Annotated in this window: 26 protein-coding genes and 1 pseudogene; 15 read left to right on the top strand and 12 right to left on the bottom strand. The window is 55.4% G+C overall.

Annotated elements, in window-relative coordinates:
- Positions 1–834: 834 nt before the first annotated feature.
- From moaA to Q8O73_RS00710, 3 genes are all read right to left on the bottom strand, one after another.
- On the bottom strand, positions 835–1,833 hold the full coding sequence (gene moaA / locus Q8O73_RS00700) for a GTP 3',8-cyclase MoaA (RefSeq protein ID WP_305553394.1): 999 nt from the start codon (positions 1,831–1,833) through the stop codon (positions 835–837).
- 156 nt (positions 1,834–1,989) lie between these two features.
- Positions 1,990–2,838, bottom strand: coding sequence for a hypothetical protein (locus tag Q8O73_RS00705; RefSeq protein WP_305553397.1), 849 nt, complete (start codon positions 2,836–2,838; stop codon positions 1,990–1,992).
- Positions 2,839–2,959: 121 nt separating this feature from the next.
- Complete coding sequence (locus Q8O73_RS00710; RefSeq protein ID WP_305553400.1) at positions 2,960–3,145, bottom strand: DUF3553 domain-containing protein; 186 nt, start codon at positions 3,143–3,145, stop codon at positions 2,960–2,962.
- A 142-nt stretch (positions 3,146–3,287) separates the two neighbouring features.
- Between Q8O73_RS00710 and Q8O73_RS00715 the strand changes: the two genes are divergently transcribed.
- The 7 genes and pseudogenes from Q8O73_RS00715 (at position 3,288) to Q8O73_RS00745 (ending at position 11,371) form a co-directional block, all read left to right on the top strand.
- Positions 3,288–3,899: a histidine phosphotransferase family protein gene (locus Q8O73_RS00715; RefSeq protein ID WP_305553403.1), complete on the top strand. Its 612-nt coding sequence runs from the start codon at positions 3,288–3,290 to the stop codon at positions 3,897–3,899.
- Positions 3,900–4,039: 140 nt separating this feature from the next.
- Positions 4,040–6,709 (top strand): chemotaxis protein CheW, encoded by a 2,670-nt coding sequence (locus tag Q8O73_RS00720; RefSeq protein ID WP_305553407.1) that lies wholly within the window; start codon positions 4,040–4,042, stop codon positions 6,707–6,709.
- A 15-nt stretch (positions 6,710–6,724) separates the two neighbouring features.
- Positions 6,725–7,231 (top strand): chemotaxis protein CheW, encoded by a 507-nt coding sequence (locus Q8O73_RS00725; RefSeq protein ID WP_305553410.1) that lies wholly within the window; start codon positions 6,725–6,727, stop codon positions 7,229–7,231.
- Between the two features lie 85 nt (positions 7,232–7,316).
- Positions 7,317–7,682 carry a PleD family two-component system response regulator gene (locus Q8O73_RS00730; RefSeq protein WP_305553413.1) on the top strand — a complete coding sequence of 122 codons (366 nt, stop codon included), beginning with the start codon at positions 7,317–7,319 and terminating at the stop codon, positions 7,680–7,682.
- A gap of 74 nt (positions 7,683–7,756) precedes the next feature.
- Positions 7,757–9,406 carry a chemotaxis protein CheB gene (locus tag Q8O73_RS00735; RefSeq protein ID WP_305553416.1) on the top strand — a complete coding sequence of 550 codons (1,650 nt, stop codon included), beginning with the start codon at positions 7,757–7,759 and terminating at the stop codon, positions 9,404–9,406.
- Positions 9,407–9,415: 9 nt separating this feature from the next.
- A pseudogene (locus tag Q8O73_RS00740) lies at positions 9,416–10,225 on the top strand (protein-glutamate O-methyltransferase CheR); the annotation flags it as partial.
- Between the two features lie 507 nt (positions 10,226–10,732).
- Positions 10,733–11,371, top strand: a complete 639-nt coding sequence (locus tag Q8O73_RS00745; RefSeq protein ID WP_305553419.1) for an isoprenylcysteine carboxylmethyltransferase family protein — start codon at positions 10,733–10,735, stop codon at positions 11,369–11,371.
- Positions 11,372–11,436: 65 nt separating this feature from the next.
- On the opposite strand, the gene ctrA is transcribed toward Q8O73_RS00745, so the two are convergent.
- Positions 11,437–12,138: a response regulator transcription factor CtrA gene (gene ctrA / locus Q8O73_RS00750; RefSeq protein WP_305553422.1), complete on the bottom strand. Its 702-nt coding sequence runs from the start codon at positions 12,136–12,138 to the stop codon at positions 11,437–11,439.
- A gap of 367 nt (positions 12,139–12,505) precedes the next feature.
- Between ctrA and fliI the strand changes: the two genes are divergently transcribed.
- A complete protein-coding gene (gene fliI, locus Q8O73_RS00755; protein ID WP_305553425.1) occupies positions 12,506–13,963 on the top strand; it encodes a flagellar protein export ATPase FliI in 1,458 nt (485 codons plus the stop codon).
- A 35-nt stretch (positions 13,964–13,998) separates the two neighbouring features.
- Positions 13,999–14,427: a flagellar FliJ family protein gene (locus Q8O73_RS00760; RefSeq protein ID WP_305553428.1), complete on the top strand. Its 429-nt coding sequence runs from the start codon at positions 13,999–14,001 to the stop codon at positions 14,425–14,427.
- A 10-nt stretch (positions 14,428–14,437) separates the two neighbouring features.
- Here Q8O73_RS00760 and Q8O73_RS00765 read toward each other — a convergent pair whose 3' ends face one another.
- From Q8O73_RS00765 to Q8O73_RS00790, 6 genes are all read right to left on the bottom strand, one after another.
- On the bottom strand, positions 14,438–15,016 hold the full coding sequence (locus Q8O73_RS00765; RefSeq protein ID WP_305553431.1) for a hypothetical protein: 579 nt from the start codon (positions 15,014–15,016) through the stop codon (positions 14,438–14,440).
- A gap of 161 nt (positions 15,017–15,177) precedes the next feature.
- Positions 15,178–15,657 (bottom strand): YbaK/EbsC family protein, encoded by a 480-nt coding sequence (locus Q8O73_RS00770; protein WP_305553434.1) that lies wholly within the window; start codon positions 15,655–15,657, stop codon positions 15,178–15,180.
- Positions 15,654–16,385 carry a TerC family protein gene (locus Q8O73_RS00775; RefSeq protein ID WP_305553437.1) on the bottom strand — a complete coding sequence of 244 codons (732 nt, stop codon included), beginning with the start codon at positions 16,383–16,385 and terminating at the stop codon, positions 15,654–15,656. The genes Q8O73_RS00770 and Q8O73_RS00775 overlap by 4 nt, the downstream gene beginning before the upstream one ends.
- A 183-nt stretch (positions 16,386–16,568) precedes the next feature.
- The gene (locus Q8O73_RS00780; protein ID WP_305553440.1) at positions 16,569–17,510 is read right to left on the bottom strand and encodes a hypothetical protein; all 942 of its coding nucleotides are present in this window, start codon (positions 17,508–17,510) and stop codon (positions 16,569–16,571) included.
- Positions 17,511–17,681: 171 nt separating this feature from the next.
- Positions 17,682–18,410, bottom strand: coding sequence for a hypothetical protein (locus tag Q8O73_RS00785; RefSeq protein WP_305553443.1), 729 nt, complete (start codon positions 18,408–18,410; stop codon positions 17,682–17,684).
- Positions 18,410–18,748, bottom strand: coding sequence for a hypothetical protein (locus Q8O73_RS00790; protein WP_305553446.1), 339 nt, complete (start codon positions 18,746–18,748; stop codon positions 18,410–18,412). The genes Q8O73_RS00785 and Q8O73_RS00790 overlap by 1 nt, the downstream gene beginning before the upstream one ends.
- Positions 18,749–19,059: 311 nt before the next feature.
- Between Q8O73_RS00790 and Q8O73_RS00795 the strand changes: the two genes are divergently transcribed.
- From Q8O73_RS00795 to Q8O73_RS00810, 4 genes are all read left to right on the top strand, one after another.
- Positions 19,060–20,319 carry an ABC transporter substrate-binding protein gene (locus Q8O73_RS00795; protein WP_305553448.1) on the top strand — a complete coding sequence of 420 codons (1,260 nt, stop codon included), beginning with the start codon at positions 19,060–19,062 and terminating at the stop codon, positions 20,317–20,319.
- A gap of 15 nt (positions 20,320–20,334) precedes the next feature.
- Complete coding sequence (locus tag Q8O73_RS00800; protein ID WP_305553451.1) at positions 20,335–22,050, top strand: ABC transporter permease; 1,716 nt, start codon at positions 20,335–20,337, stop codon at positions 22,048–22,050.
- A 14-nt stretch (positions 22,051–22,064) separates the two neighbouring features.
- Complete coding sequence (locus tag Q8O73_RS00805) at positions 22,065–22,736, top strand: ATP-binding cassette domain-containing protein (protein ID WP_305553454.1); 672 nt, start codon at positions 22,065–22,067, stop codon at positions 22,734–22,736.
- An 85-nt stretch (positions 22,737–22,821) separates the two neighbouring features.
- Entirely contained in the window at positions 22,822–23,376 is a 555-nt protein-coding gene (locus Q8O73_RS00810; RefSeq protein WP_305553456.1) for a 2OG-Fe(II) oxygenase, read from the top strand.
- On the opposite strand, the gene Q8O73_RS00815 is transcribed toward Q8O73_RS00810, so the two are convergent.
- Positions 23,377–23,868 (bottom strand): Lrp/AsnC family transcriptional regulator, encoded by a 492-nt coding sequence (locus Q8O73_RS00815; RefSeq protein WP_305553459.1) that lies wholly within the window; start codon positions 23,866–23,868, stop codon positions 23,377–23,379.
- A 101-nt stretch (positions 23,869–23,969) separates the two neighbouring features.
- On the opposite strand from Q8O73_RS00815, the gene Q8O73_RS00820 reads away from it, so the two are divergent.
- Positions 23,970–24,359, top strand: coding sequence for a RidA family protein (locus Q8O73_RS00820; RefSeq protein ID WP_305553462.1), 390 nt, complete (start codon positions 23,970–23,972; stop codon positions 24,357–24,359).
- 75 nt (positions 24,360–24,434) lie between these two features.
- Positions 24,435–24,926: a ribonuclease E activity regulator RraA gene (gene rraA / locus Q8O73_RS00825; protein WP_305553465.1), complete on the top strand. Its 492-nt coding sequence runs from the start codon at positions 24,435–24,437 to the stop codon at positions 24,924–24,926.
- Here the strand turns inward: rraA and Q8O73_RS00830 are convergent, their stop codons facing one another.
- Entirely contained in the window at positions 24,927–25,328 is a 402-nt protein-coding gene (locus tag Q8O73_RS00830) for a hypothetical protein (RefSeq protein ID WP_305553467.1), read from the bottom strand.
- Positions 25,329–25,338: the final 10 nt, after the last annotated feature.

A 25,338-nucleotide genomic window follows, 5' to 3' on the forward strand; every position in this document is an offset into this window, starting at 1 on the left:
CCGGACCGAAACCCGCAAGGCCTTGTGCCTTGCGGGTTTTTGCGTTTGGGCCAGAGGAAAGAAATGATGATGCAGCGATATAAAGACAGACAGGATGGCGGGCGAACCACCCGCAGGACCCTGACCGGCAGGTGGAAAAGCCATTACGGTGGTCCTTTGCAGGTCCGCTAACCCGGCCATTTGTCAGGACGCCCGAGTTGCGTCTTGTCAGTGGCAAGTCCTGTCCGAATCGTACCCCGGCATTACCGGGGAAGGCAGGAGCGGGTGGCGGGGCCGAAGGTGGCCTGTTGGCGCGGCGGGCGGAAGCCCCAAGGCTGTCTGGATTCCCGCGTTCGCGGGAAGGGCGGTTTTGGGGTGGCGGCTGCCCGAGGTGCGCCTTGTGGTTGGCTGTGCCTGCCCGGTTCCCGTGATTGCGGGAAAGGCGGGTTTTGGCCGGGCCGTCTTGCGGCGGGTTCGGTTAACGCGGGGCGAAGGCCCGGCGGAGGAAGGAGACCAGGCCTGCATTTTCGGATGCGGCTTGTGAGGCAGACGGGGGTATGGGCGCCATATCAAGTACCCCTGATGGAGCCTCGCCAAAATCCCACGGGGGTAGTCCGTCTTGTGTGCATCGGTCCTGCCCGGTTGGCGATTCGGGGGCCGTCACAGCGGTTATCTGGCGGTTTTCCGGGGCGGATGGGTGTGATGCAGCAACTTTAGCGGTTGTTTTCAGGGATCATGATTGATTACTGAAAGCGAGTCGGCGACGCCAGATTTTTTGATTTCATTAATCGGGTGCGCTCATTGAAATGACAGGGTGCCACAGTCCGAAAGCGGGGCATGGTGCGGCGGGGCCGGTTATCCGCCCGTCATGCTCATATGCCGGGCCACGGCCGGTTTGGCACCCTTGCGGTCGATGATGAAATCATGGCCCTTGGGTTTCAGCCGCATGGCGCGGTCAAGGGCGGCATCCAGGGCGTTGGCATCGCCACTGCGCAGGATGTCGCGCAAATCCAGATGGTCTTCCTGGCCAAGGCACATGTAAAGGGTGCCGGTACAGGTGACGCGCACCCGGTTGCATCCCTCGCAGAAATTATGGGTCATTGGCGTGATAAAGCCAAGCCGCCCGCCGGTTTCGGCAATGGTGACATAACGGGCCGGGCCGGGGGTGACATAGGTGCTGGGGATCAGGGTGTAATCGCGTTCAAGCCGTTCGCGCACCACGGTCAGCGGGACATACTGATCGGTGCGATCCCCGTCAATATCGCCCAGCGGCATGGTTTCGATCAGGCATAAATCAAATCCTTCACGCCCGCACCATGCCACAAGGTCCGACATTTCATCTTCGTTGAAATTGCGGAGTGCTACCGTATTGATCTTGATTTTGATCCCGGCCTGTTTGGCCGCAGCAAGGCCGTCCAGCACCTGATCGAGCCGTCCGCGCCGGGTGATATCGGCAAAGCGTTGGGCGTCCAGACTGTCAAGCGAGACATTGAGGCGTCGGATGCCAAGCCGGGCCAGATCATCGGCATGGGTGGCGAGCTGGCTGCCATTGGTGGTCAGGGTCAGTTCATCAAGCGCCTTTGTTTCGAGATGGCGCGACAGGCTTTTGATCAGATCCATGATGCCGCGCCGCACCAGCGGTTCGCCCCCGGTCAGGCGCAATTTGCGCACACCGCGATTGATGAAGGCGGTGCAAAGCTGATCAAGCTCTTCAAGGGTCAGGACTTCGGATTTTGGCAGGAAAACCATGTTTTCCGCCATGCAATAGGAACAGCGAAAATCGCAACGGTCCGTTACCGACACCCGAAGATAGGTGACATGGCGACCATATTTATCGATCAGCGGCGTGTTCATGGCGTATCCGTCGGACTGGTGTTGCGGGAACCTTGGCGTTCTTTGGTATTATTCTGGCATATGGGCCGGTTGTCTGGCTATCGCAAAGGGCGAGGGACATAAAAACGCCCGGCGCAAGGCCGGGCGGGATCATTCGGGGCCGACGAAAGGCAAAGATCAGGTTGCCGGTTTTTCCTGCCAGTGGGCGGCTTCGCTGTTATGCAGGGCGGCAATGTCACGATCCACCGCCGCCATCACACCGCGCAGTTTTTCCATATCGTCATGGCCGAATTTGGCGGCGAGTACGGCGGCGCGTTCCGTATTGGTCAGCATGGCGCGGACATCGCGGAACAGGGCGCGGATCAGGCGGACAAAATGCGCCTCGGTAAAATGCCATGTGACCTGATTGCGGTTCAGATTGTCGTTGATCAACTGGATAAACCACTGTTTGCGCCGTTCATAATCGGCAAAATGCAGGGCCATACGGGCAAACAGCATATTGATCCTGTCGGCGACATGCGGGTCTTCGGCAAGGTGGTCCCAGTAATCGGTGGGGTCGCGCATTTCGTCTTCGGCATCGGCATGGGCATCAATGATGCCGCGGATTTCGATATCGATTTTTTCAATCGTATCCATGCCCACCATCATGCGGACAACCTGAAACAGCGGCTGTAAAATATCGCGTGACAGCGCGCCATGTTCCAGATCGCCTGCTTCGCGGCCTTCGAGAAGATGGGCAAAGCGACTGACCAGCAGACGACCGAACGGGTCATGGCGGATTGCGGCATGCTGACGCGATTGCACCGCGCCCACTTCGGTCTGGATGGCGCGCCAGGCGTCGTCAAACAGGGCGGGTTGATGACGCAACACGGCCAGCGCCTGATTGAGGCTGTCGGTACTGATCATGCCGTTACCGGCATCGGCCTTTTCTTTCAGGCCTGCGGCAAAACGTTCCAGCACGGCAAAGGCCGCATCGTGGTGGCGTTGTTTGAAGCTGTCCGTTTCCGTCATTTTTACTTTGGTCATCGGCTGTATTTCCGGCAATTGAACCTGATCTGTCCGCAGTCTGGTCTGGCAAGTCTTTCTATCCGTACCATAAACCGGATATTTCAGCAGTGTATTTCATCACCGGACCGGGCGGGGGACCTTATTCATATCCCGATGCCGGTTCGACAATTTCAAGGGCGACAAAGCGGGCGCGAATGATTTGTCGGCCTGCTTCTTCAAAATTAACGGCGATTCGTTCCCCGTCCACAGCCTGAATCCGGCCCAGACCCCAATCGGGCTGGCCGGGGTGGCGAACGATGGTGCCGGGGGTCAATAAAAAATCCATGTCGCTATTCTCGCTGATCGGAGTAAAGGAGGTTTTAACGCCTGCTTTTGCACAGTGGGGTGACAAACTGTCGATTTATGAACGACAATACCATGCGGCTTCGGGGGAGGTCGCCCACAAAGACGCCCAGGAGAAACGGGACATGCAACGCGACGTTCATCTGGAACTTGCATTGGTTGAACTGATCAGTTCGCGTATCTGCCATGATCTGGTGGGTCCGGTCGGTGCTGTCAATGCCGGTGCCGAACTGATGGGAGAGGCCGGGGTCAGCGATAGCGAGGCCCTTGAACTGATGCGCAAAAGCGGGATGGAGGCGGCGCGCCGCCTGCAATTGTTCCGGCTGGCATTCGGGCGCGGTGGCAATAATGTCGATGGCCCGACAGTGCGCGAGGCGCTGCGTCAGGTTTTTGATGCCGAAGGAAAAGTGACGCTGGAGTGGCGCAATCCGGGCGCGGTCGATGCCGCAGCCGCACGGGTGATCCTGAATATGGTGATGATTGTCCGCGATGGCCTGCCGTTTGGCGGGGCCATCACGGTGACGGGCGACTCCGGCGAGGCCATACATGTCAGTGCAACCGGAAAACGTGCCGGTTTCCGGCCCGAAGTGTTGAAGGTATTGGACGGGGCCGGTGATCGGGATGATCTTGATCCGCGTAATGTTCAGGTGTTTTTCGCCCGAATCCTGATCGAAAGATCAGGGGGGCATCTGGGTTACAGACATGAAAATGAGTCTATCGCATTGATCCATGCCTAAAAAAATAACGGTACGATACTGGTAAATCTGTTTGTCAGGCTTTACCTAAGTGTTAGTTTGACGACACGTTTCAACTTGTTTTGATAATTTTGACGTCCCGGCCTGGCAGTCGTGGGTTGCCGGTATAGTGGAGGGGTTCTATGGACGATCTGTTAAGTGAATTTCTGACGGAGACCTCGGAAAGCTTGTCTACGCTTGACGTTGAACTCGTCAAGCTTGAACAAAATCCGAACGATCCGGAAATTTTGTCGAATATTTTTCGACTGGTTCATACCATCAAGGGGACTTGCGGATTTCTGGGCCTGCCACGGCTAGAAGCGGTGGCACATGCCGGGGAAAACGTTCTGGGCAAGATCCGTGATGGTGAACTGATCGTGACCGCCGAGGCGGTGACACTCGTTCTGGAATCCATTGATACGATCAAATATCTGCTGGGCGAACTGGAAAGCAACGAAACCGAGCCAGATGGCAACGATGCCGATCTGATTGCGCGCCTCAATCATTTTGCCGATACCGGCGAACTGGTTGGCAAGGGTGCGGCACCGGCATCTGCGGCCCCGGCGAAACCGGCCGTCAAGATGGAATCGGTGATCGATTACAGCCTTGATGCGGAAATGGATATCGATGCCGAGCCGGAAGACGAACCCGATCCCGAGCCGACCCCCGCACCGGCAGCGGCACCTGTTGCTGCGCCGTCAAAGGCTGTCCAGACGGCCAAAAAACCGGCGGCAGAAGCCCCCAAGGCCGAAGCCCGTGGCGAAGCCAAGGAAAGTTCCGTTGCCGCCCAGACCATTCGCGTCAATGTCGAGTTGCTTGAAAACCTGATGACGCTGGTGTCCGAACTGGTTCTGACCCGCAACCAGCTTTTGCAGATGGTGCGCGGCAAGGATGACAGCGAATTTACCGTGCCGCTGCAACGCCTGTCGCATATCACGACCGACCTTCAGGAAGGCGTGATGAAGACCCGTATGCAGCCGATTGGCAATGCCTGGGCCAAACTGCCGCGGATCGTTCGCGATCTGGCCCTTGAAATGAACAAGAAAATCGATCTGCAAATGATCGGTGCCGATACCGAACTGGACCGTCAGGTTCTGGAACTGATCAAGGACCCGCTGACCCATATGGTCCGCAATTCCGCCGACCACGGTCTGGAAGATATTCCGGGCCGTCGCGACGCCGGAAAACCGGAAACCGGGACCGTCACCCTGAACGCCTATCACGAAGGCGGCCATATCATCATCGAGATTTCCGATGACGGGCGCGGCCTGAATATCGAGCGGATCCGGGCCAAGGCGATCAGCAATGGTCTGGCCACCGAAAGCGAACTCGACAGTATGGCGGATTCGCAGATTCACCAGTTCATCTTCAAGGCCGGTTTCTCGACCGCCGAAAAGGTGACATCGGTGTCGGGCCGTGGTGTCGGCATGGATGTGGTGCGCACCAATATTGAAAAGATCGGCGGGACGGTTGAGCTGAAATCGGTCGAAGGTCGTGGTTCGACCTTTGTCATCAAGATTCCGTTGACCCTTGCCATCGTTTCGGCCCTGATCGTTGAAAGCGGCGGCGAACGTTTCGCCATCCCGCAGATCAGCGTTCTGGAACTGGTCCGGGCATCGAGCAATTCCGAACATTCGATTGAACGTATCCACGATACCCCGGTTCTGCGTCTGCGCAACCGTCTGTTGCCGCTGGTCACGCTCAAGAAAATCCTGGGTCTTGACGATACCGCCGAGGCCGAACAGGCCGTGGATGAAGAAGCCTTTATCGTTGTCACCCAGGTTGGCACCTATTCCTTCGGGATCATTGTTGACCGGGTGTTTGACACCGAGGAAATCGTTGTCAAGCCGGTCGCCCCGATCCTGCGCGATCTGTCGCTGTTTTCGGGTAACACCATTCTGGGTGATGGCAGCGTGATCATGATCCTTGATCCCAATGGCATTGCCTCGAAAACCGGTGAAATCACCGTGGGCGGTTCGCAGGGTGTCGAATCCAAGGCCAAAACCGACGGATCGGAACGCCAGACCACCTCGATGCTGGTTTTCCGCGCCGGTGGATCGGAAATGCGCGCCGTGCCGTTGGCCCTTGTGGCGCGTCTTGAAGAAATCGAATGCGAGAATATCGAATATTCCAACAACCGGCCGCTGGTGCAGTACCGTGGCAAACTGATGCCGCTGGTATTTATCGACAGCAGCTATCAGATGAAAACCGAAGGCCGTCAGCCGACCCTGGTGTTCCAGGATCGCGAACGGACGATGGGGCTGGTGGTTGATGAAATCGTCGATATCGTTGATGACGTGCTGAATGTCGAACTGACATCGGATCAGGATGGTCTGGTCGGGTCGGCGGTGATCGATGGCAAGGCAACCGATCTGATCGATGCCGGTTATTATCTGGAACTGGCCTTTAGCGACTGGTTCGGCAATGAAGAAACCGGTGGCGAAAAGAAACGGGTTCTTCTGGTCGATGACAGCCCGTTCTTCCGCAATCTGTTGTCGCCGATGCTGTCGGTGTCGGGGTTCAATGTCACCACGGTTGAAAATGCCGAACAGGCACTGGAACTGAAAAACAATGGTGTGATGTTTGACGCCATTATCAGCGACATCGAAATGCCGGGCATGAACGGTTTTGAATTTGCCCAGACCTTGCAAAATGACGAGGCATGGGGCGAAGTGCCGATTATCGCCCTGTCCTCGCATACCAGCGAGGAAGATTTCGAACGCGGCCGCAAGGTTGGCTTTAGCGACTATGTTGCGAAATTTGACCGGGATGCGCTTGTATCAACCTTGATACAGACGCTGGCGGCTGTGTAATTCGGGAGAGAGCATATGAGTATGACAAAGGCACTTGTTCCCAGCCATGACCGCATGAACGCCCTTGATCTGGGCGGATCGGCCAAGGATTTCGTGACCGCAAGCATCGGCAAGCAATTGTTCGGCATTCCGGTTTTGACCGTGCAGGACGTTCTGGGCCCGCAACGCATCACGCGCATTCCGCTGGCACCGCCCGAAGTGGCGGGGTCGCTGAATTTGCGCGGGCGCATCGTGACGGCGATTGATGTGCGCAAGCGTCTTGGCCTGCGCGATCGTGAAGATAAAAATCCGGGCATGAGCATCGTTGTCGATCAGGGTGGGGAGCTTTACAGCCTGATGGTTGATCAGGTTGGTGAAGTTCTGAGCGTGCCGCAAAGCGCGTTTGAACAGAACCCGGCGACGCTTGATCCGCGCTGGCGGGAATTTTCCGACGGGATTTTCCGTCTGGAAAAAACATTGCTGGTGATTTTGGATGTCAATCGCTTGCTTGATTTTACGTCTTCTGTAAAACAGGCAGGCTGACAGGATGTCGCAGCCCCGAACGCGCAAGGCGTTCGGGATGTGCCGGTTTTGGCTTAACGATGTTTAAAATGCGAGAAGGAAGTCGATGAAGAGCTGTCTCGTCGTCGATGATTCGAAAGTCATCAGAATGGTGGCGCGCCGTATCCTCGAAGAAATGAGTTTCGAGGTATGGGAAGCGGAAGACGGGCAAGTGGCACTTGAAAAATGCCTCGAACAAATGCCCGACGCCGTCTTGCTGGATTGGAACATGCCAATCAAAAGCGGGATTGATTTCCTGCGCGACCTGCGCGATGCACCGGGCGGTGATGAACCGGTTGTCGTTTTCTGCACGACGGAAAACGATCTGGAGCATATTCAGGAAGCGATCAGTGCGGGCGCCAACGAATACATCATGAAGCCCTTCGACAGTGAAATCATTCAGGCCAAGTTTGAACAGGTTGGCCTGATCTGAGATTGCTGTTCTTCTGACGTGCTTTTGCTGTCAGGCCGCAGGCCTGTCTGCGTAACTCCGGGAAAATCGATATAGTGGAAAACGGCCGCATCGATCCACCATACAAAGTCCTTGTCGTTGATGATTCAGCCATTGTGCGGGGTCTTGTCACGCGGATGTTGCAGGAAGACCCCGATATTGAGGTGGTCGGATCGGTGGTGAATGGCCGTGAAGCCCTTGCCGTGATGGAAAAGGGCGGGGTTGAGGCCGTTGTTCTGGATATCGAAATGCCGGTGATGGACGGGCTGACCGCCCTTCCGAAAATCCTTGAAATCGACCCGACCGTTCGCGTGATCATGGCCTCCACCCTGACCAAGCGCAATGCGGATATCAGTTTTCAGGCCATGACACTGGGTGCGGTTGATTATGTGCCCAAACCGTCATCGGCCAAGGATCTGAATGTTGGCGAGGGGTTCCGTGCCGAACTTCTGGACAAGGTCAAGGCATGGGCGGAACAGCGTCGCAAGATGCTGGAACAGACAGAGCAATATGACGAACCGGATGAAGACGAATCTGTTGATGAAGGGGACGGGGAAGCTGTTGAGGCAGCCGCCGCTCCGGAACCAACCGCCGATGATGCCGGTGATGAATCGGCACCCTTTCGTGCCCAGATGTCGGTCGAGCATCAGGTTCTGGAAAAAGCCGGACGTATCCAGCGCAAAAGATTTACCGCCGAATTGCGTCCCCGCCCGACGCAACATGCGGTGCAACATCATGTCCGGCAACCGGTACGCCCGCAACAGGCTGAACGCGACGATACAGAGGTGTCCCGGCCTTTGGTGCAACATCCGCCCCGGCATGATCCGGGGGGGCTGATCCGCGATGCGGCTGCGGCGGCAGGATCACGGGCAACGCAGGCATCGTCTGTTCAGAAAACAGTTTCCGCGTCAGATACCAAACGACCTGTTGCGGCACCTGCACCGTCAAAATCGGCGGGGGCCGGTATTGTGCGCGACAAGCCGGTGGCACCGGCGACACCCGGCGCACCGCCCGCACCATCCGGCAAAACGGCCCGACGTCCTTCCGCGCCGCAAGGTGGGGCCGCCGCCCCGGCACCCAAGCGGATGCTGCGCGCGCAGGGGCCGATCACGCTGTTGCCGGAAAAACGTCTGAATGTCGAGGCGATTGCCATTGGCAGTTCAACCGGTGGGCCGCAGGCTTTGTTCGAGGTGTTGCGCGGTCTGGCCGGAGTCCGTCAGCCGGTGTTTATCACCCAGCATATGCCCGCAACCTTTACCACCATTCTGGCCGAACATATTACCCGTCTGACGGGGATGAAATGCCACGAAGGGGTGAATGGCGAGCCGGTTACACCGGGGCGGATCTATCTTGCGCCCGGCGATTATCATATGGTGATTGAAGGGCGTGGCAATGCACGGCGCATTGCGCTGAACCAGAATGCACCCGAAAATTTCTGTCGTCCGTCGGTCGATCCGATGTTGCGCAGTCTGGTGCAAAGCTATGGCGGGAATCTTTTGACTATCATTCTGACGGGAATGGGACAGGATGGTATGCTGGGTTCGCAGGACGTTGCATCGGCGGGCGGCATGGTGGTCGCCCAGGACGAAGCAACCAGCGTGGTTTGGGGAATGCCCGGTGCGGCGGCGAAAGCCGGTGTTTGTACTGCTGTGTTACCGTTGGGAAATATTGCGACCTATGTTAAAAAATTTGCCGGGGGTCGTTAGAACAAAATGATGAAGCCGGAAGACTTTGATTTCGTCAGCAAGTTGATCAAATCCCGCTCGGGTCTTGTCCTGACGCAGGACAAATTGTACTTGCTCGAAAGCCGGCTGATGCCGATTGCCCGCAAACGCAATCTGAAAGATCTGACCGAACTGATCGGGGCCTTGCGCGGCCATGATCGCGCCCTGATTGAAGAAGTCGTCGAGGCGATGACGACCAATGAGTCGTTTTTCTTTCGCGATACCAAGCCGTTTGACCAGTTCCGCCATGTTGTCCTGCCCCATATGATCAAGGCGCGGGCCACAAAGCGCCATTTGCGCATCTGGTGTGCCGCCGCCTCCAGCGGGCAGGAACCCTATTCGCTGGCGATGATCTTGCAGGAATTTGCCAGCCAGTTGGCCGGATGGCGCATCGAAATTATCGGCACCGATATTTCGCGCGACATCCTGAACAAGGCCAAGGCGGGTCTGTATTCGCAATTTGAAGTTCAGCGCGGCCTGCCGATCCAGCTTCTGGTCAAGCATTTCCAGAAAAAGGACGATATGTGGCAAATTTCGCAGGATTTGCGCTCCAGGGTGCAATATCGCGAATATAACCTGCTTGATGACCTCAAACCGTTGGGGCAGTTCGATGTTGTGTATTGCCGCAATGTGCTGATTTATTTCGATCAGGTGACCAAGACCGATGTTCTGACCAAGATTTCCGCCCAGATGCCCGATGACGGATTTCTGTTTCTGGGCGGGGCGGAAACGGTTTTGGGCATTTCCGATAAATTCAAGCCGCTGGCACGTCAGCGCGGCATTTATCAGTTGAACCGCCCCGGCGCACCGGAAGTTGATCTGGCCGCGCTGGAAAAGGCGCAGGCCGGGGGCACGGCAGCACCCAGCAGTGGCAATGCAGCCCCCGCCGCAGGCGGATTTGCCTTTCCCAAACCCAAAAGCATGCAAACGGCAGCGACCGGAACCACGACACCGCCGCCCGCACGGCCTGCCACGCCGGGGACAACCGGTGCGACCGGCGGTACGGGCAGCTATGCCCGCCCGGCAACCCCGGCATCGGGTACGACCGGGACCGGCTATACCCGTCCGGCACCACCGCCAACCGGCAATATTGCCAGCCGTCCGGCAACGCCAGCGGGATCGACATATTCCCGCCCGTCCCCCGGAACGACCGGCGGCACACCGGGGACTGCGCGCCCGCCTTTGGGCAGCGGCACGGGGTCTGCCCCGGCCCGGCCCGATCCGGCCAAACCGGCCCCGGCATTTGACCGGTCGCGCTTTGGCAAGCCCGAGGACAAGAAATAACTTTCGGCTTTTCAGGAAACCATGATGAGCACATCCGATATTGCGTCTTCCCGCCATCGTCTTTCGCGGGTTCAGCGTCAGCGCAAGCTGGTGCTTCTTGTTCTGGTCCTTGCGGTCATTGTGGCCTTGCCGATGGTGCAGTCACTGGCCGAGATTGACCGTTTCGCCCACGAGACCATCGAGATCGCCGGTTTGGTGATGATCGGACTGGCGATATTGGGGCGGGCGTGGTGTACGCTTTATATCGGCGGACGCAAGGCGCAGGAACTGACGGCAACCGGACCTTATTCCATCAGCCGGAATCCGCTTTATATGTTCAGCTTTATCGGGGCGGCCGGTGTCGGGGCGCAAACCGGCAGTTTACTGATGACGGGTATTTTTCTTGCCGGGGCGGTTGCGGTTTTCCTGCCGGTGATTTTGCGGGAAGAACGCGAACTGGAAAATATCTTTGGTGCGGATTTTGGGGCCTATAAACAGCAGACACCGCGACTGTTTCCGCGATTTTCGGCGTGGCGCGATATGGAAACCATTGAAGTTCGGCCAAATCTGTTATGGCGCACCTTGCGGGACGGGATGGTGTTCTTCATGGTGGTGCCGTTGTTTGAACTGATTGACTGGCTGCAAGTCAACGACATCATTCACCCCCTGATATATTTGCCCTGATCGCCATAAAAAACGCCCCGGAAAACCGGGGCGTTTTTGCGTTATATCGGGGTATGGCGAAAGGATCAGGCGGCGTTTGCGCCGCTGTTGCTTTCGGGATCGCGCAGGACATAGCCGCGCCCCCATACCGTATGGATATAATTGTCGCCTTCGGTTGCAGACTGGATTTTCTTGCGCAGTTTGCAGACGAAAACGTCGATGATTTTCAGTTCCGGTTCATCCATCCCGCCATAAAGATGGTTCAGGAACATTTCCTTGGTCAGGGTCGTGCCCTTGCGCAGGGACAGCAATTCAAGAATGCCGTATTCCTTGCCGGTCAGATGCAGGGGGGCACCCTCGACCTCGACCGTTCTGGCGTCCAGATTGACATTGATCTTGCCCGTCGCAATCACTGACTGCGCATGGCCCTTGGAGCGCCGGACAATTGCCTGGATGCGCGCCAGAAGTTCCGTTCGGTCAAAGGGCTTGGTCAGATAATCATCTGCACCAAAACCAAGGCCTTTGACCTTGTCCTCGGTCTCGCTGAGACCGGACAGGATCAGCACCGGTGTTTCGACCCGGGCATCGCGCAAGCGGCGCAGCACCTCGTAGCCGTCAATATCCGGCAGCATAAGATCCAGAAGTATGATGTCGTAATCATACAGTTTGCCGATTTCCAGGCCATCCTCGCCCAGATCGGTTGTATCGATGACCATGCCCTCGGATTTCAGCATCAACTCGATGCTGTCAGCCGTTGCATTGTCATCTTCGACAAGCAGCACCCGCATTATCCGCTCCGCTCCGTTACCGTGTTCCGCAAAAATTCCGTTGTAATCCGGTCTGGCTCCGGCAAGCGCCCCAACGACTGCCGTGCTTTATTTTGTTAACGATACGATACGTTGCTTTGCGACTCGTGGCAAGCAGGCGAGTCGCATTGTGTTAACTTTTTTTCCGGCGTCGGTTAACCAATCGTCTCAATCCCAGATTTCACAAGGGTTTAACGGATTGGGGCGGGGGGCGCACACCGGGCGGCAATTGGCGCATTTTGCCATACACGCCTTTTTAATTGCCTGTATGGCAGTTATATATAGGAACGACGCGGGGCGATATCCACCCCCGATGGTCCGGTGGATTGACAGAAAAAAGCGGAAATTTGTGTTTCAGATTGGCAAAAACATCGCTGCCGAAATTCGTCGTATCCCCGATTACCGCGTGGTCGGGCGGGTTACGGCGGTTTTGGGCCTGCTGGTCGAAATTGGCGGGGTTGAAGGATCATTGTCGATTGGCGACCGGTGCAAGGTGCGGCGGCGCGATGGCGACCCGGTGATCTGCGAAGTTGTCGGTTTTCGCAATGAACGCGCCCTTTTGATGCCGTTCGGGGCGCTGGACGGCATTGGTATTGGCTGTTCGGTTGAATTGTCCGATACCCAACCGCAGGTTTTTCCCGATGATGGCTGGCTGGGCCGGGTTGTTAACGCTTTTGGCGAGCCGGTGGACGGCAAGGGCCCGTTACCGCAAGGCATCAAACCCTATGCGATCCGCAGTACGCCGCCTTCGGCCCATTCGCGGCAACGGGTGTCGGGCAAGATTGATCTGGGTGTTCGGGCCATGAACACGTTTCTGACCTGTTGCCGGGGGCAGCGCATGGGGATTTTCGCCGGGTCCGGTGTCGGTAAATCCAGTTTGCTGTCGATGATGACACGTCATACGACATCGGACGTTGCCGTGGTCGGCCTGATTGGCGAACGTGGCCGCGAGGCCCGCGAATTTATCGAGGATGATCTGGGCGAGGAAGGGTTGCGGCGGTCGGTGGTGGTGGTATCGACATCGGACGAGCCACCCCTGATGCGCCGTCAGGCGGCCTATATGACGCTGGCGATTTCGGAATTTTTCCGCGATCAGGGGCGCGATGTTTTGTGCATGATGGATTCCGTCACCCGTTTTGCGATGGCGCAACGTGAAATCAGCCTGTCGGTCGGTGAACCCCCGGCGTCAAAGGGCTATACGCCGACGGTGTTTGCCGAATTGCCGCGTCTTCTGGAACGGGCCGGGCCGGGCGGGCCGGGGCAGGGATCGATCACCGGGCTGTTTACCGTTCTGGTCGATGGTGATGATCATAACGAACCGATTTCCGATGCGGTGCGCGGTATTCTGGATGGTCACGTTGTTCTGGACCGCGCCATTGCTGAACAGGGGCGTTATCCGGCGATCAATATTTTGCGCAGCGTATCGCGCACCATGCCCGGCTGTAACAGCGACAATGAAAATTACGTTGTGCAACGCGCCCGAAAATTGCTGGCGACCTATAACGATATGGCGGAACTGATCCGGCTGGGTGCCTATCGGCGCGGGGCCGATCCCAAGGTGGATGAGGCCATCCATTATTTTCCGCTGATCGAGGAATTTCTCAGTCAGGGCCGTAATGAATGCACCCGTCTGGCCGAAGGTTATCTGGAACTGGCGCGCAGGCTTGATATGCTTGATGAACCTGCCGCCGAGGCACCGGCGGCATCGGCGACGGGCCCGGCGCAGGGGGGCGGGCGCGTTATCAGCCAGTCGCGGACTGCCGCCGATCTGAATGCGGCAAAACGCGCCCTGGGCGGGCAGGGATGATCCCCCGGCCCCCATTGGCGAAGGCGTGACGCATCATGGCGAAAAATTTCAAAACCCTGATCCGCATCCGCAAATGGGCGCTGGATGAAAAGCGCCGCGAGTTATCCGACATGCAGGCCGCCCTTGATCATCTGGTGGCCGAAAAGGCCGAACTGGAACGGGCGGTGATTGCCGAACAAAAAGTGGCGGCAACCGACCCGGAACTTGCCGGGTTTGCCTATGGCAATTTTGCCAGCGCGGTGATAGCCGAACGCGAGGTTCTGACAAAACGCATCCATGATCAGGAACGTGCGATTGAATCCTTTCGCGACGTGGTGGCGGATGCGTTCAAGGAACTCAAAACCATCGAGATTTCCGAACGCAACCGCATTGACGCCGAACAGGCCGAAGAAAACCGCAAGGAACAGAACGATCTTGATGAAATCGGTGCGCGGTCTGCGACCCGGAAGGATGACGGGATTTAGGGTGCGGACCCTAACTTGTCGCCGGTGCCGTCGTTTTGTTTTCGATGGGCATGTCTGATTCGAGCAAGGCTTCGATGAAGCCGGTAATGTTGCTTTTCATCGATCCCTCATTGGCAAGGCGCAAACGCTGGACGGCAAACGGGGAATCGCCGAATGTCGCGGTATGAGACGCGGGAATTTCTTTCTCGAAAACGGATGCGCCGGTTTTTTTGTCGAAAATTTCGTAACGGACAAGAGAGTCGACTTTCAGATCAAGTCCAAAAAACGGCTGATCGACGCGCAAAAGTGTCGCCTGCAATTCATAAGGCGCATCGGCGGTCAGGTTGCCCAGCAACCCGACATTCTCCAGCGACGCAATCAGGGCTTCCTTGAATGCCGTGCTGCTGACTTCTGATGTCCAGAGCGGATTGGTTTCTTCGCCGCCTTCGATATTTTTGACAAGAATCGCATCATGATAAGGCGAATTGCTCGTATCGAAGGTATTGGTCCCGGTATCGACGGTCATGTTCTGGAATTGCGCCGGGGAGGCGCAAGCCGCCAAAAAGGAGACGGCCAGTATGGCCAGAATGTTTTTCGGTGTGAACGTCATTTTGGTTTTCTTCCGTCAATTCAATGAAATCAGCCATCATGCAGATTATTTTTATGCGGGTATTGCACCTGAAAATAATCATGCTGATTGTCATTTTTATCAGGAAGAATATTAATTGGAAATTGTTTCCTGTTTCTGCAATTCCAGATTTTATCCAAGTGTCATACCGAGACAGCAACACCTGTTTCAATCCCGGTTATTTTCCGCAATTGATCGGGTGTCATGGCAAAGACGCTGCGCGGGGTTCCGGCGGCCAGCCAGATGATATCCTTGATCAGCAGTTTTTCATCGATCAGGGTCATCACCGGGGTCAGATGGCCAAAGGGCGGCACACCGCCAATTGCGTATCCGGTGGCCGTTCGGACATCATCGGCATTGGCCTTGCGGATCGGTTGATGGATCAGGGTGGCGACCCGGTTTTCATCCACCCGGTCCGCGCCATTCATGATCACCAGAACCGGTTTGTTGTCATCGGCGGTCATGAATATCAGCGATTTGCCGATATCGGAAACGTCGCAGCCGACCGCCCGTGCGGCATCAAGCGCCGACCTTGTGCCATCGGGAAATTCCAGAACGTCAATATCCATGTCATGGACGGCAAACAGGGCGGCCAGTCTTTCGGGCGGGGTGATTTTCTTCATGATGGCAATCTGGCGCGGGCCGCCTTTTTCCGTTTGCTGTTGATCAGGTTCAGGGTTTCAACGCCCAGACTGAAGGTCATGGCGAAATAGATATAGCCTTTGGGGATATGAATTTCGACACCATCGAGCAACAGCACAAACCCGACCAGAATCAAAAAGGACAGGGCCAGCATTTTGACCGACGGATGATTCTCGACAAATTCGCCAATGGCCCGTGCGGAAACCAGCATCACCAGAACCGACAATATCACCGCAATCACCATGATCGACAAATGATCAACCAGCCCGACGGCGGTGATCACGGAATCAAGCGAGAAGATGATATCAAGCAACATGATCTGCACAATGGTGGCGGCAAAGCCGGTCACGATTTTGACCTGTTGTTCGTCGGGTTCATCAATCGTGTGGTGAATTTCCTTTGACGCCTTGGCGATCAGAAACAGGCCGCCGCCGATCAGGATCATGTCCCGACCGCTGACCTGTTGGCCGAATGCCGCAAACAGCGGGGTGGTCAGTTGCATGACCCAGGTGATGGAGGCCAGCAGTGCCAGACGCATCCCCATCGCGGCAATCAGGCCAATGCGCCGGGCCGATGCCTGTTGCGCCTTGGGCAATTTGGAAACGATGACAGACAGGAAAACGATATTATCAATGCCAAGCACGATTTCGAGCGCGGTCAGCGTCGCCAGCCCCATCCACATATGCGGGTCGGCCATCCATTCAAACATGTTTGCAAATCCTGTGCGTGATCATGAAGGCCAGACCAAGATGTGGATCGCGCCGGATTAACGCAAGCGTGAATTGACGTTTTGATGCCGGGGACCGACAACTGTCATGCGGCCCGACCATCCGTAAAATCAGATTGTTAGCGACAGCAGGTTTATCTAAATCATCAGAACTCATCTTGAGATTTATTTATGCTGTCTCAGAAAGTTTTCCCTGCAATCTTCATATTCTGGAGATACAGATATATCTTTATCTCCAACAGACAAAATTGCCCTGCAATAAAAATCATCATAGAAGGCAAATTTCTTGCAAGTATAGTCCCCATCACCAGAGCAGAAATTTAAAGGGCTTTTTGCATTCAAATCAGAATGCACCTCTATCCACCTATCGACATGCTCATAGTCAACATCATAATTTTCATTATCTGAAATAATATAATCATCTATCGGTAAATGGAAAAATATCATTTCATTTCCATTCATTTTTCCGATATCACAACCATTATTCTTAAATATGTGGAGAAAATTTACAAAATGAGGATCAAAATATAGACCTTTCTCGATAGATTTTTCGAAAGCTCTACTTATTTTATAACACCCATTTTGCAACATACTCCTTATACTAAAGAAAAATAATCCGTATCTATGACCATAATTATATGAAAAATGAGAAATAATATCTGCCAGATCCCCATCTTCATAAAGATATCTGGCCGAAGAAAGATAACCAGCATAAGGGTTTCCATTTTTTGCAGACTGCATAAGGAATTTTATCGAATTTTCTGCATCTTTCTCATCTCTTACCCTCGAAGCATTAATTAAGTAAGATTTAAGTAATGAATAATTATCTCCGTCAACGGGACTTCTTAAAAAATCAAGCAGTTCACTGGAAACAGTGATCATTCCAGAGAAAAATAAACCCTGAAGGTAAGATTTAAAATAATCATCTCCATCAGAGGCGCAATCATACATTTCATTAATATGATCAGTATAAAAATTATCTTTAAAAGTTGAATATTTGAGATCAGAACAGTTTTTTGCATATGAATTTTGAGTAGTAGTTATTATGAAAAATCCAATAAATACTGACAAAATAAAAATTGATCTGAATTTATTGTAAAAATTCATAAAAAATTACCTATCCATCCGTCTCTCATCACAAATAATTAAGATATCATGATTGTGCACACGTAGGATTATACCTTAACCAAAGTCGCGAATAGTATTTATTTTGTCTAATGTTTTGTTTCCAGTATTTTCCGGCCCATCATTCTCTTCTTGATCAGGCATATCTTGCCTCTATTTCGCAGATTTCTCGTTGAATTTATCGAGCACCAATTTAGCTGCAACATAGTTTCGGCTAGCAGCAGTCTGAAGTTCGATCAAGGCGTCATCTACCTCTCCCGTACCGAGTAGCGCCATCCCTAGTTGAAAATGAAATCGTGGATTTACCAGATCTCCTTTCAAGGCTTCCCTGCAGGCCTTAACAACTTTCTCAGGTTGATATTTCTCAATAGGAAGCGGTTGCCCGACCCGCCTTACATCGATTGGCATTGAGCCAATGCGGTCACAATCATTCAGTGGCTTGTTGTCATTTTGGTTCAGTTCAGGGGAAGCACTACTGGTTTCTTGTCCAATCTTAGATTCATATTTTTTTAAAAAGCCTTTGGCGGCCTCATAACCTTTGTTTGCTGACATTTCCAAATGCTCTACAGCCTTGTCAACTTCGAGCAACATTGCCATTGCAATGCCCAGCTGAAAATAAAATCTAGGGTTGTCTGGGCTATCCGAAAGCGCCTCCTGACAAGCTGGAACAACCTTGAATGGATCATATTCCTCTTTGGGAATTGGATCACTGACACGATCTTTATCGAATGCGACAGATCCGATCTGGTCACACAGGGTTATATTTTCTGACGCCTTAAGCGGCGCAATTAATAGAAAAAAACACGACAAAAGAAAGATAAACAAGAAACAGTAAAATCTTACCATAACCATTTTGTTTTCTGTTTTTATTATGTTCTGCATCACCTCTTCCTCAAACTCTCATCCCGATACCGCAACATCGGGCCAAGGCCATATTCCAGCAAACGGTGCTCACCGGTCTGGATATCTGTCATAAACGTCATCCCCGGCTGCAACGGTGCATACCGTCCACGCACCGTTAGATATTGCGGCATCAGTTCGATCCTGGCGAGATAAACCTGCCCCGGTTTTTTATCAATGATGGCATCGGGCGACATATCAATCACCATGCCATCAATCGCCCTGATCTTGGCGAACCCGAATGTCTCCACCTTGATTCGGGTTTTCTGGCCGATATCAAAAAATCCCGCGTCGCGGTTCGCCAGTATGATCTCTGCCACCACATGCTGTCATCGAACGGATGTTTGGCCGCCTCAAGAACTTCTGGCGCATTGCTGTCCGAGACGGCAAAAGGCGGCAAATTTTATGGCCGCATGGATTTCCACACCATCAAGCAACAGCACAACCCCGACCAGAATCAAAAAGGACAGGGCAGCAAATCCTGCGTGATCATGAAAGCCGGAATGGGATGTGGATCGCGCCGGATTAACGCAAGCGTGAATTGACGTTTTGATGCCGGGGACCGACAACTGTCATGCGGCCCGACCATCTGTAAAATCAGATTGTTAGCGACAGCAGACAGAATTTGAATATGACATTTGCAACAGGGACAGGCGATATGCGGAAATTATGGGCGGGTTTGTGGATGGCAACGGCATTGGGGGCAACGGCGGTTTCCCCGGCACCGGCCCTTGCCGATCCGGCCCCCGATATTGGCAATTGGGACGCCGTTCTGGAACAGGCACGCGGCCAGACGGTTTATTGGCATGCCTGGGGCGGCGAACAACGCATCAATGATTATATCGCCTGGGCCGGAAAGCAGGTTAGCGACCGGTATGATGTCAGTGTTGTGCATGTCAAACTGACCGATACCGCCGATGCCGTCAGCAAGGTGGTATCGGAAAAAGCCGCCGGGATTGATGATGGGGCGGCGGTTGACCTGATCTGGATTAACGGCGAAAATTTTGCGGCGATGAAGCGCAATGGCCTGTTATTTGGCCCGTGGGTGGAACAGACCCCCAATTTCGCCTATGTCGATGTCGAGGGTAAACCGACCGTTCGCAACGATTTCACCATTCCGACCGATGGTCTTGAGGCCCCGTGGGGCATGGCGCAATTCAGTTTTTATTACGACAGCGCGCGCGTCACCGACACCCCCGATAGCGCACAGGCCTTGCTGGAATGGCTGGTGAAGCATCCGGGGCGGTTCACCTATCCGCAGCCGCCCGATTTTATGGGATCAAGTTTTTTGAAACAGATTCTGGTGGAGGTGGTGGCGGATGCGTCGGTATTGCAACAGCCCGCCGATCAAACCGATGCCGATGCGGTGCTGGCCCCGTTATGGGGGTATCTGGAAGATTTGCAGCCCTTGTTGTGGCAGGGGGGCAAGGCTTATCCGCAAAATGCCGCCAATATGCGTGCCCTGATGAATGACGGGGCGATTGATATCGCCTTTTCCTTTAGCCCCGGCGAGGCATCCAGTTCGATTGCCAATTTTGAATTGCCCGATACGGTGCGTAGTTTTGTGTTTACGGGCGGCACGCTGGGCAATACCAATTTTGTTGCCATTCCCTATAATGCCTCGGCCAAGGCCGGGGCGATGGTGCTGGCCGATTTCCTGATGTCACCCGAAGCCCAGGTGATGAAACAGGACCCGGATATTCTGGGCAGTTCCACCGTGCTGGACCTTGCCAAAATTCCGGACGATGTGCGCGCACAGTTTGAGGCGCTTGATCTTGGCATTGCCACTCTGACCCCGCAAGAACTGGGCAAGGCATTGCCCGAACCCCATCCAAGCTGGATGGAGTTGGTGGAAACCGGCTGGCAAAGCCGGTATGGCGTGGCCCCATAAGAAGGGGTGCCTTTTGTGCCGGATATTGCGCAAATCCGAAAACGGCCCGGCCTGTTGCGCCTAGCGCCCATCCTGACCGTTGCGGTGATGCTGGGGCCGGTCATTGCCGGGTTGATCGGCACAGTGTTGCCGGCCTTTGGCTATTTGCCGGTTCTGGGCGGGGATCATTTCCGCATTGATCCGTGGCGGGATCTGGCCGCGATGCCCGGTTTGGGGCAATCGATGCGGTTGTCGTTTGTCAACGGGCTGGCGGCGACCCTGATTTCCTTTGGGGCGGTGGTGCTGTTTTGTGCGGCATGGCAAGGCACGCGGTCCTTTGCCCTGATGCAGCGTGTGTTGTCGCCGATCCTGTCGGTTCCGCATGCGGCGGCGGCATTCGGGCTGGCGTTTCTGATTGCGCCGTCGGGCTGGATTGCGCGTATCTTTGCCAATATCGGCGGGTGGGATCGTCCGCCCGATATTCTGACGGTGCAGGATGGTTGGGGATTGGCGCTGATTGCCGGGCTGGTGGTCAAGGAAATTCCGTTTTTGCTGTTGATGACACTGGCCGCCCTGCCGCAGGCCGATGCGCAGCGCACGCAACAGGTGGCGCTGACGCTGGGATATGGGCGGGTCAGTGGCTGGATCAAAACGGTGTTGCCGCACATTTATCCGCAAATCCGCCTGCCGGTTCTGGCGGTTCTGGCCTATTCGACATCGGTGGTCGATGTGGCGTTGATCCTGGCCCCGACCACGCCGCCGCCCCTGGCGGTGCGGATTGTGCAATGGCTGTCGGACCCGGATTTATCCATGCGGTTTGTGGCGTCTGCCGGGGCGATGGCGCAATTGCTGTTGGTGCTGGCGGCGATGCTGGTCTGGGTGGCGGGCGAACGTGTGGTGGCGCATATGGGCTGTATCCTGACACAGGCCGGGCGGCGCGGGCGGCGCGACGGGGCGGTGCGCGGGGTTGCCGCCGCGATTGCCATGATCAGTGCGGCGGCGGTTTTTTTCGGGCTGGCCGGGTTGATGGTCTGGAGTTTTGCCGGATATTGGCGCTTTCCCGATCTGTTGCCCGAACACTGGAGCCTGCGCCTGTGGCAGCGGCAATTTGACGGGTTGATGATCACACTGGGCCAGACCGCCCTGATTGGGGCGCTGGCCGTGGGGATGGCGATTGTTCTGGTGCTGGCCTGTCTGGAACAGGAAGAACGTGGTGCCGGGCGGCCCGGTCGCCGGGGGATGGCGTTGATTTATGTGCCGCTTTTGGTGCCGCAGGTCAGTTTCATGTTCGGGATGCAGGTGTTTTTTACCTATATCGGGCTGGATCGGACCCTGATTTCGGTGGTGATTGGGCATCTGGTTTTTGTGTTGCCTTATGTGTTTCTGGCGCTGGCCGATCCGTTTCGCGCCCTGGACCGGCGATACGGGCAAACGGCCCTGTGTCTGGGGGCCGGGGCGAACAGGGTGTTTTGGCAGGTGCGTCTGCCGTTGTTGTTACGGGCGGTTCTGGTGGCGCTTGCCATCGGTTTTGCCGTCAGTATCGGGCAATATTTGCCGACATTGCTGATCGGGGCGGGGCGGTTTGCCACGATCACGACCGAGGCGGTAGCCCTTGCCGCAGGCGGCGACCGGCGCATGATTGGCATTTATGGCCTGTTGCAAATGATTTTGCCGTTTTGCGGATTTGTTCTGGCGATGATTGTGCCTGCCGTGCTGTTTCGCCACCGGCGCGGGATGGCGGCAGGAAAATAGGACATGGGACCGATATGACTGAAACCACCGCCACCGCCACCGCCGCTGCCACCGGATTGCGACTGGATCATGTCTGCCTGCGTCTTGACGGGCGGGTTCTGGTGGATCTGTCGCTTGCCATTGCACCGGGCGAGGTTGTGACCCTGATGGGGCCCAGCGGATCGGGGAAATCCAGCCTGCTTGCGTATATTTGCGGCCTGTTGCCGGTGGGGTTTGATGTTAGCGGGCAGGTGTTTTTAAACGGAATGTGTCTGAACCCGTTACCGCCGCAAGACCGCCATGTCGGCATATTGTTTCAGGATGATTTGCTGTTTCCGCATTTATCGGTGGCAGGCAATCTGGCCTTTGCCCTGCCGCCATCGGTGCGCGGGCGGGCCGCCCGGATGGCGCGGATCGAGGCGGCCCTTGAAACTGCGGGCCTTGGCGGATTTGCCGGGCGAGACCCGGCAACCCTGTCGGGCGGGCAACGCGCACGGGTGGCGTTGATGCGGGTCTTGTTGTCCGAACCGTCTGTCTTGTTGCTGGATGAACCGTTTTCAAAACTGGATGTCGAACGGCGCGGGCAAATCCGGCAATTTGTCTTTGACCGGGCGCTGGAAAAATCATTGCCGGTTTTGATGGTGACCCATGACCCGGATGATGCAAGGGCGGCAGGCGGGCGGGTGATCAATCTTGGGCGTGATTGATCTAGCCACTGGTCAGTGGGCGAAATAGTCGCTAAATCGGGGGATCGTCGCCTGTGGGCGATAGGGCGGCAGAAGGATGTCGGCAATGTTCCCCGAAGAAATGTTTCTTGTGGTTCCCGGCGCGTTTGATGCGGCAAGCTGTGATCGTCTGATTGATGGTTTTGCCGATCAGCTTGATGATGGCGGGCTGGTGCAGGGACAATCGGCCAGCCATATCCGCCGCAGCCAGATCGCCTGGTTTAACGAGGAGCAGGAACCCGTCGTGATGCGCCGGATCATTGATCTGGTCGCCGAGGCCAATCGCAGCTGTTTTGATTTCAACCTGACCGATTTTGCCGAAAATGCACAAATCGCCCGGTATGAAGGGGATCAACGCGGCCATTATGACTGGCACAGCGACACCGGGGCCAGCGACGTGGCCCGGCGTCGCAAACTGACACTGGTGGTCCAGTTATCGGACCCGGCGGATTATGACGGCGGGTTGCTGCAACTGAACCCGTCCGGGCATATTATTGATGCGCCGATGACACGCGGCACCGCCATTCTGTTTCCCAGTTTCGTTTTGCACCGGGTGGCGCCGACCACACAGGGCACGCGGTTTTCCCTGACCTGCTGGGTGCATGGGGCGCCGTTCCGGTAGTTATTCGGGCATCGGAATTTCCGGCCAGTCCTGTGTGATATCGGCCTGAACCGGGCGTTCAAGATAGGTGGACAGCACGACATAGCTGCGGGTGCCTATCACCCCGGGAAGAATATAAATTTGCGACAGCAGGGCCTCCAATGCCCGGGCATGTTCGGTCCTGACCTTGAGAATCAGGCAGGTATCACCGGCCACCGAGTGGATTTCCTCAATTTCAGGAAAGTCTGCGATTTTCATCATGCGCTGGCTTTTGCCCCAGCCTTCGGTATCGACATGAACAAAGGCAATGAAGGATTTGCCGATGGCGGGGCCGTCAAGCCGTGCCGATGTGCCTTGGATCACGCCGGATTTGCGCAGGCGTTTCACCCGTTCATGGACAGCCGGTGCCGACAGGCTGACGAGTCTTCCCAACTCGGTATAGGTGATGGTCGCGTCTTTTACCAATGCCCCTAATATTTTTCGGTCAAACGGGTCCAGGGACAGGCTGCGCATTTCTTTTTGCTGAACAGGCTTCATAACTTTTCCATTCTGCCTTTTTTCGATTTCACAGAAAAATATAAGGCATATCCTGATTTTTGCAAAACAGGAGAGTTATGATGATGACACATATTCGCAACCCAAATTCCGGCATTTACCGCGCAACAGATGATTATATCCACGCAATGGAGGTTGAGCTTCCAAGCCGGTTTTTATTCGTCAGCGGCACGATGGGATTGCGCGAAGATGGGACGCCGGGCCGGAATCTGGCAGAACAGCTTGATCTGATATGGGGGAATATCCGCCGGATCCTTGCGGAGGCGGGGATGGGGATGGAGCATATCATTCGTGTCACAAGTTATTTGCGCGATGCGGATTTTGTGCAGCAAAATCAGGATGCCCGTGTAGCGGCACTTGATGGCCGGGCGGTGCCGGTGACCACCATTGTCGCCCAAACCCTTTCGGCAGAGTGGCTTGTGGAAATCGAAGTGATTGCAGCCGCCTGACAGAAGGGATGTGCAGTTGCCTTGGGGATGGTATAATTGCATACTTTTGTATCCAATTTAATCAGGGGCACGATCATGAACCATCCGGTTTCCGCCGATTTCACCACTTGCGATCTTTATGATGATTATCTGGATGCTGCGCGTGTGGCATTGCCGGTGTTTCAGCATTTTGGCGGGCGCAAGAAATTTTCCGGCCTTGCCGTCACCGTCAAATGTTTCGAGGACAATTCCAGAATCAAGGAACTGGCCGGAACCGACGGGCGCGGCAAGGTGATGATGGTGGATGCCGGGGGATCGACCCGTTGTGCCGTTCTGGGTGATATGATTGCCGGGGATGCGCAGCGAAACGGCTGGGAAGGGGTGGTGATTTATGGCTGTGTCCGGGACCGGGTGGCATTGGCCGGCCTTGATATCGGGGTGATGGCGCTGGGCACCCTGCCGCGCAAATCCAGCCGCCGGGGCGAAGGCACGGTCAATATTCCCGTCACCCTTGCCAATATCCTGTGCACCCCCGATGACCGGGTTTTTGCCGATGAGGATGGTTTGTTGTTGCTGGACCCCGCGTAATCAATAGCGTTCGAGGCGTTCGAGCAGGCGGGGATTGTTCCATTTGGGTTGCCGGTCTTCAAGGGCGGCTTCGTGGTGGGCAACGCTTTTGTTATCGGCGGTTTGTTTGTCGATCCGCAGATTGATCCAGCGCGGCACCAGTTCATTGTTGAAATCTTCCATCAGCATGACGGCGGCGGTTTCAAAATTGTCGAACGCGATGGTTTCGATTTCCGCGAAATAGGCCCCAAGGCAATCGGGCCGCAGGATCAACCGGTCCGGCACATAGCGCAAGGTGAGGCGGGCCGGAAAGACGACTGAACTGCCCTTGAGGGTGCCTTGCAACGTCACGACATAATCAAGGCCTGATCCGGGGTTTCCCTCGGTCAGTAACAGATTGCGTCTTTGAAAAATTTCCAGCATGGCGGTGTTC

The sequence above is a fragment of the Thalassospira sp. genome, assembly GCF_030690045.1.
Classification (GTDB): Bacteria; Pseudomonadota; Alphaproteobacteria; order Rhodospirillales; family Thalassospiraceae; genus Thalassospira.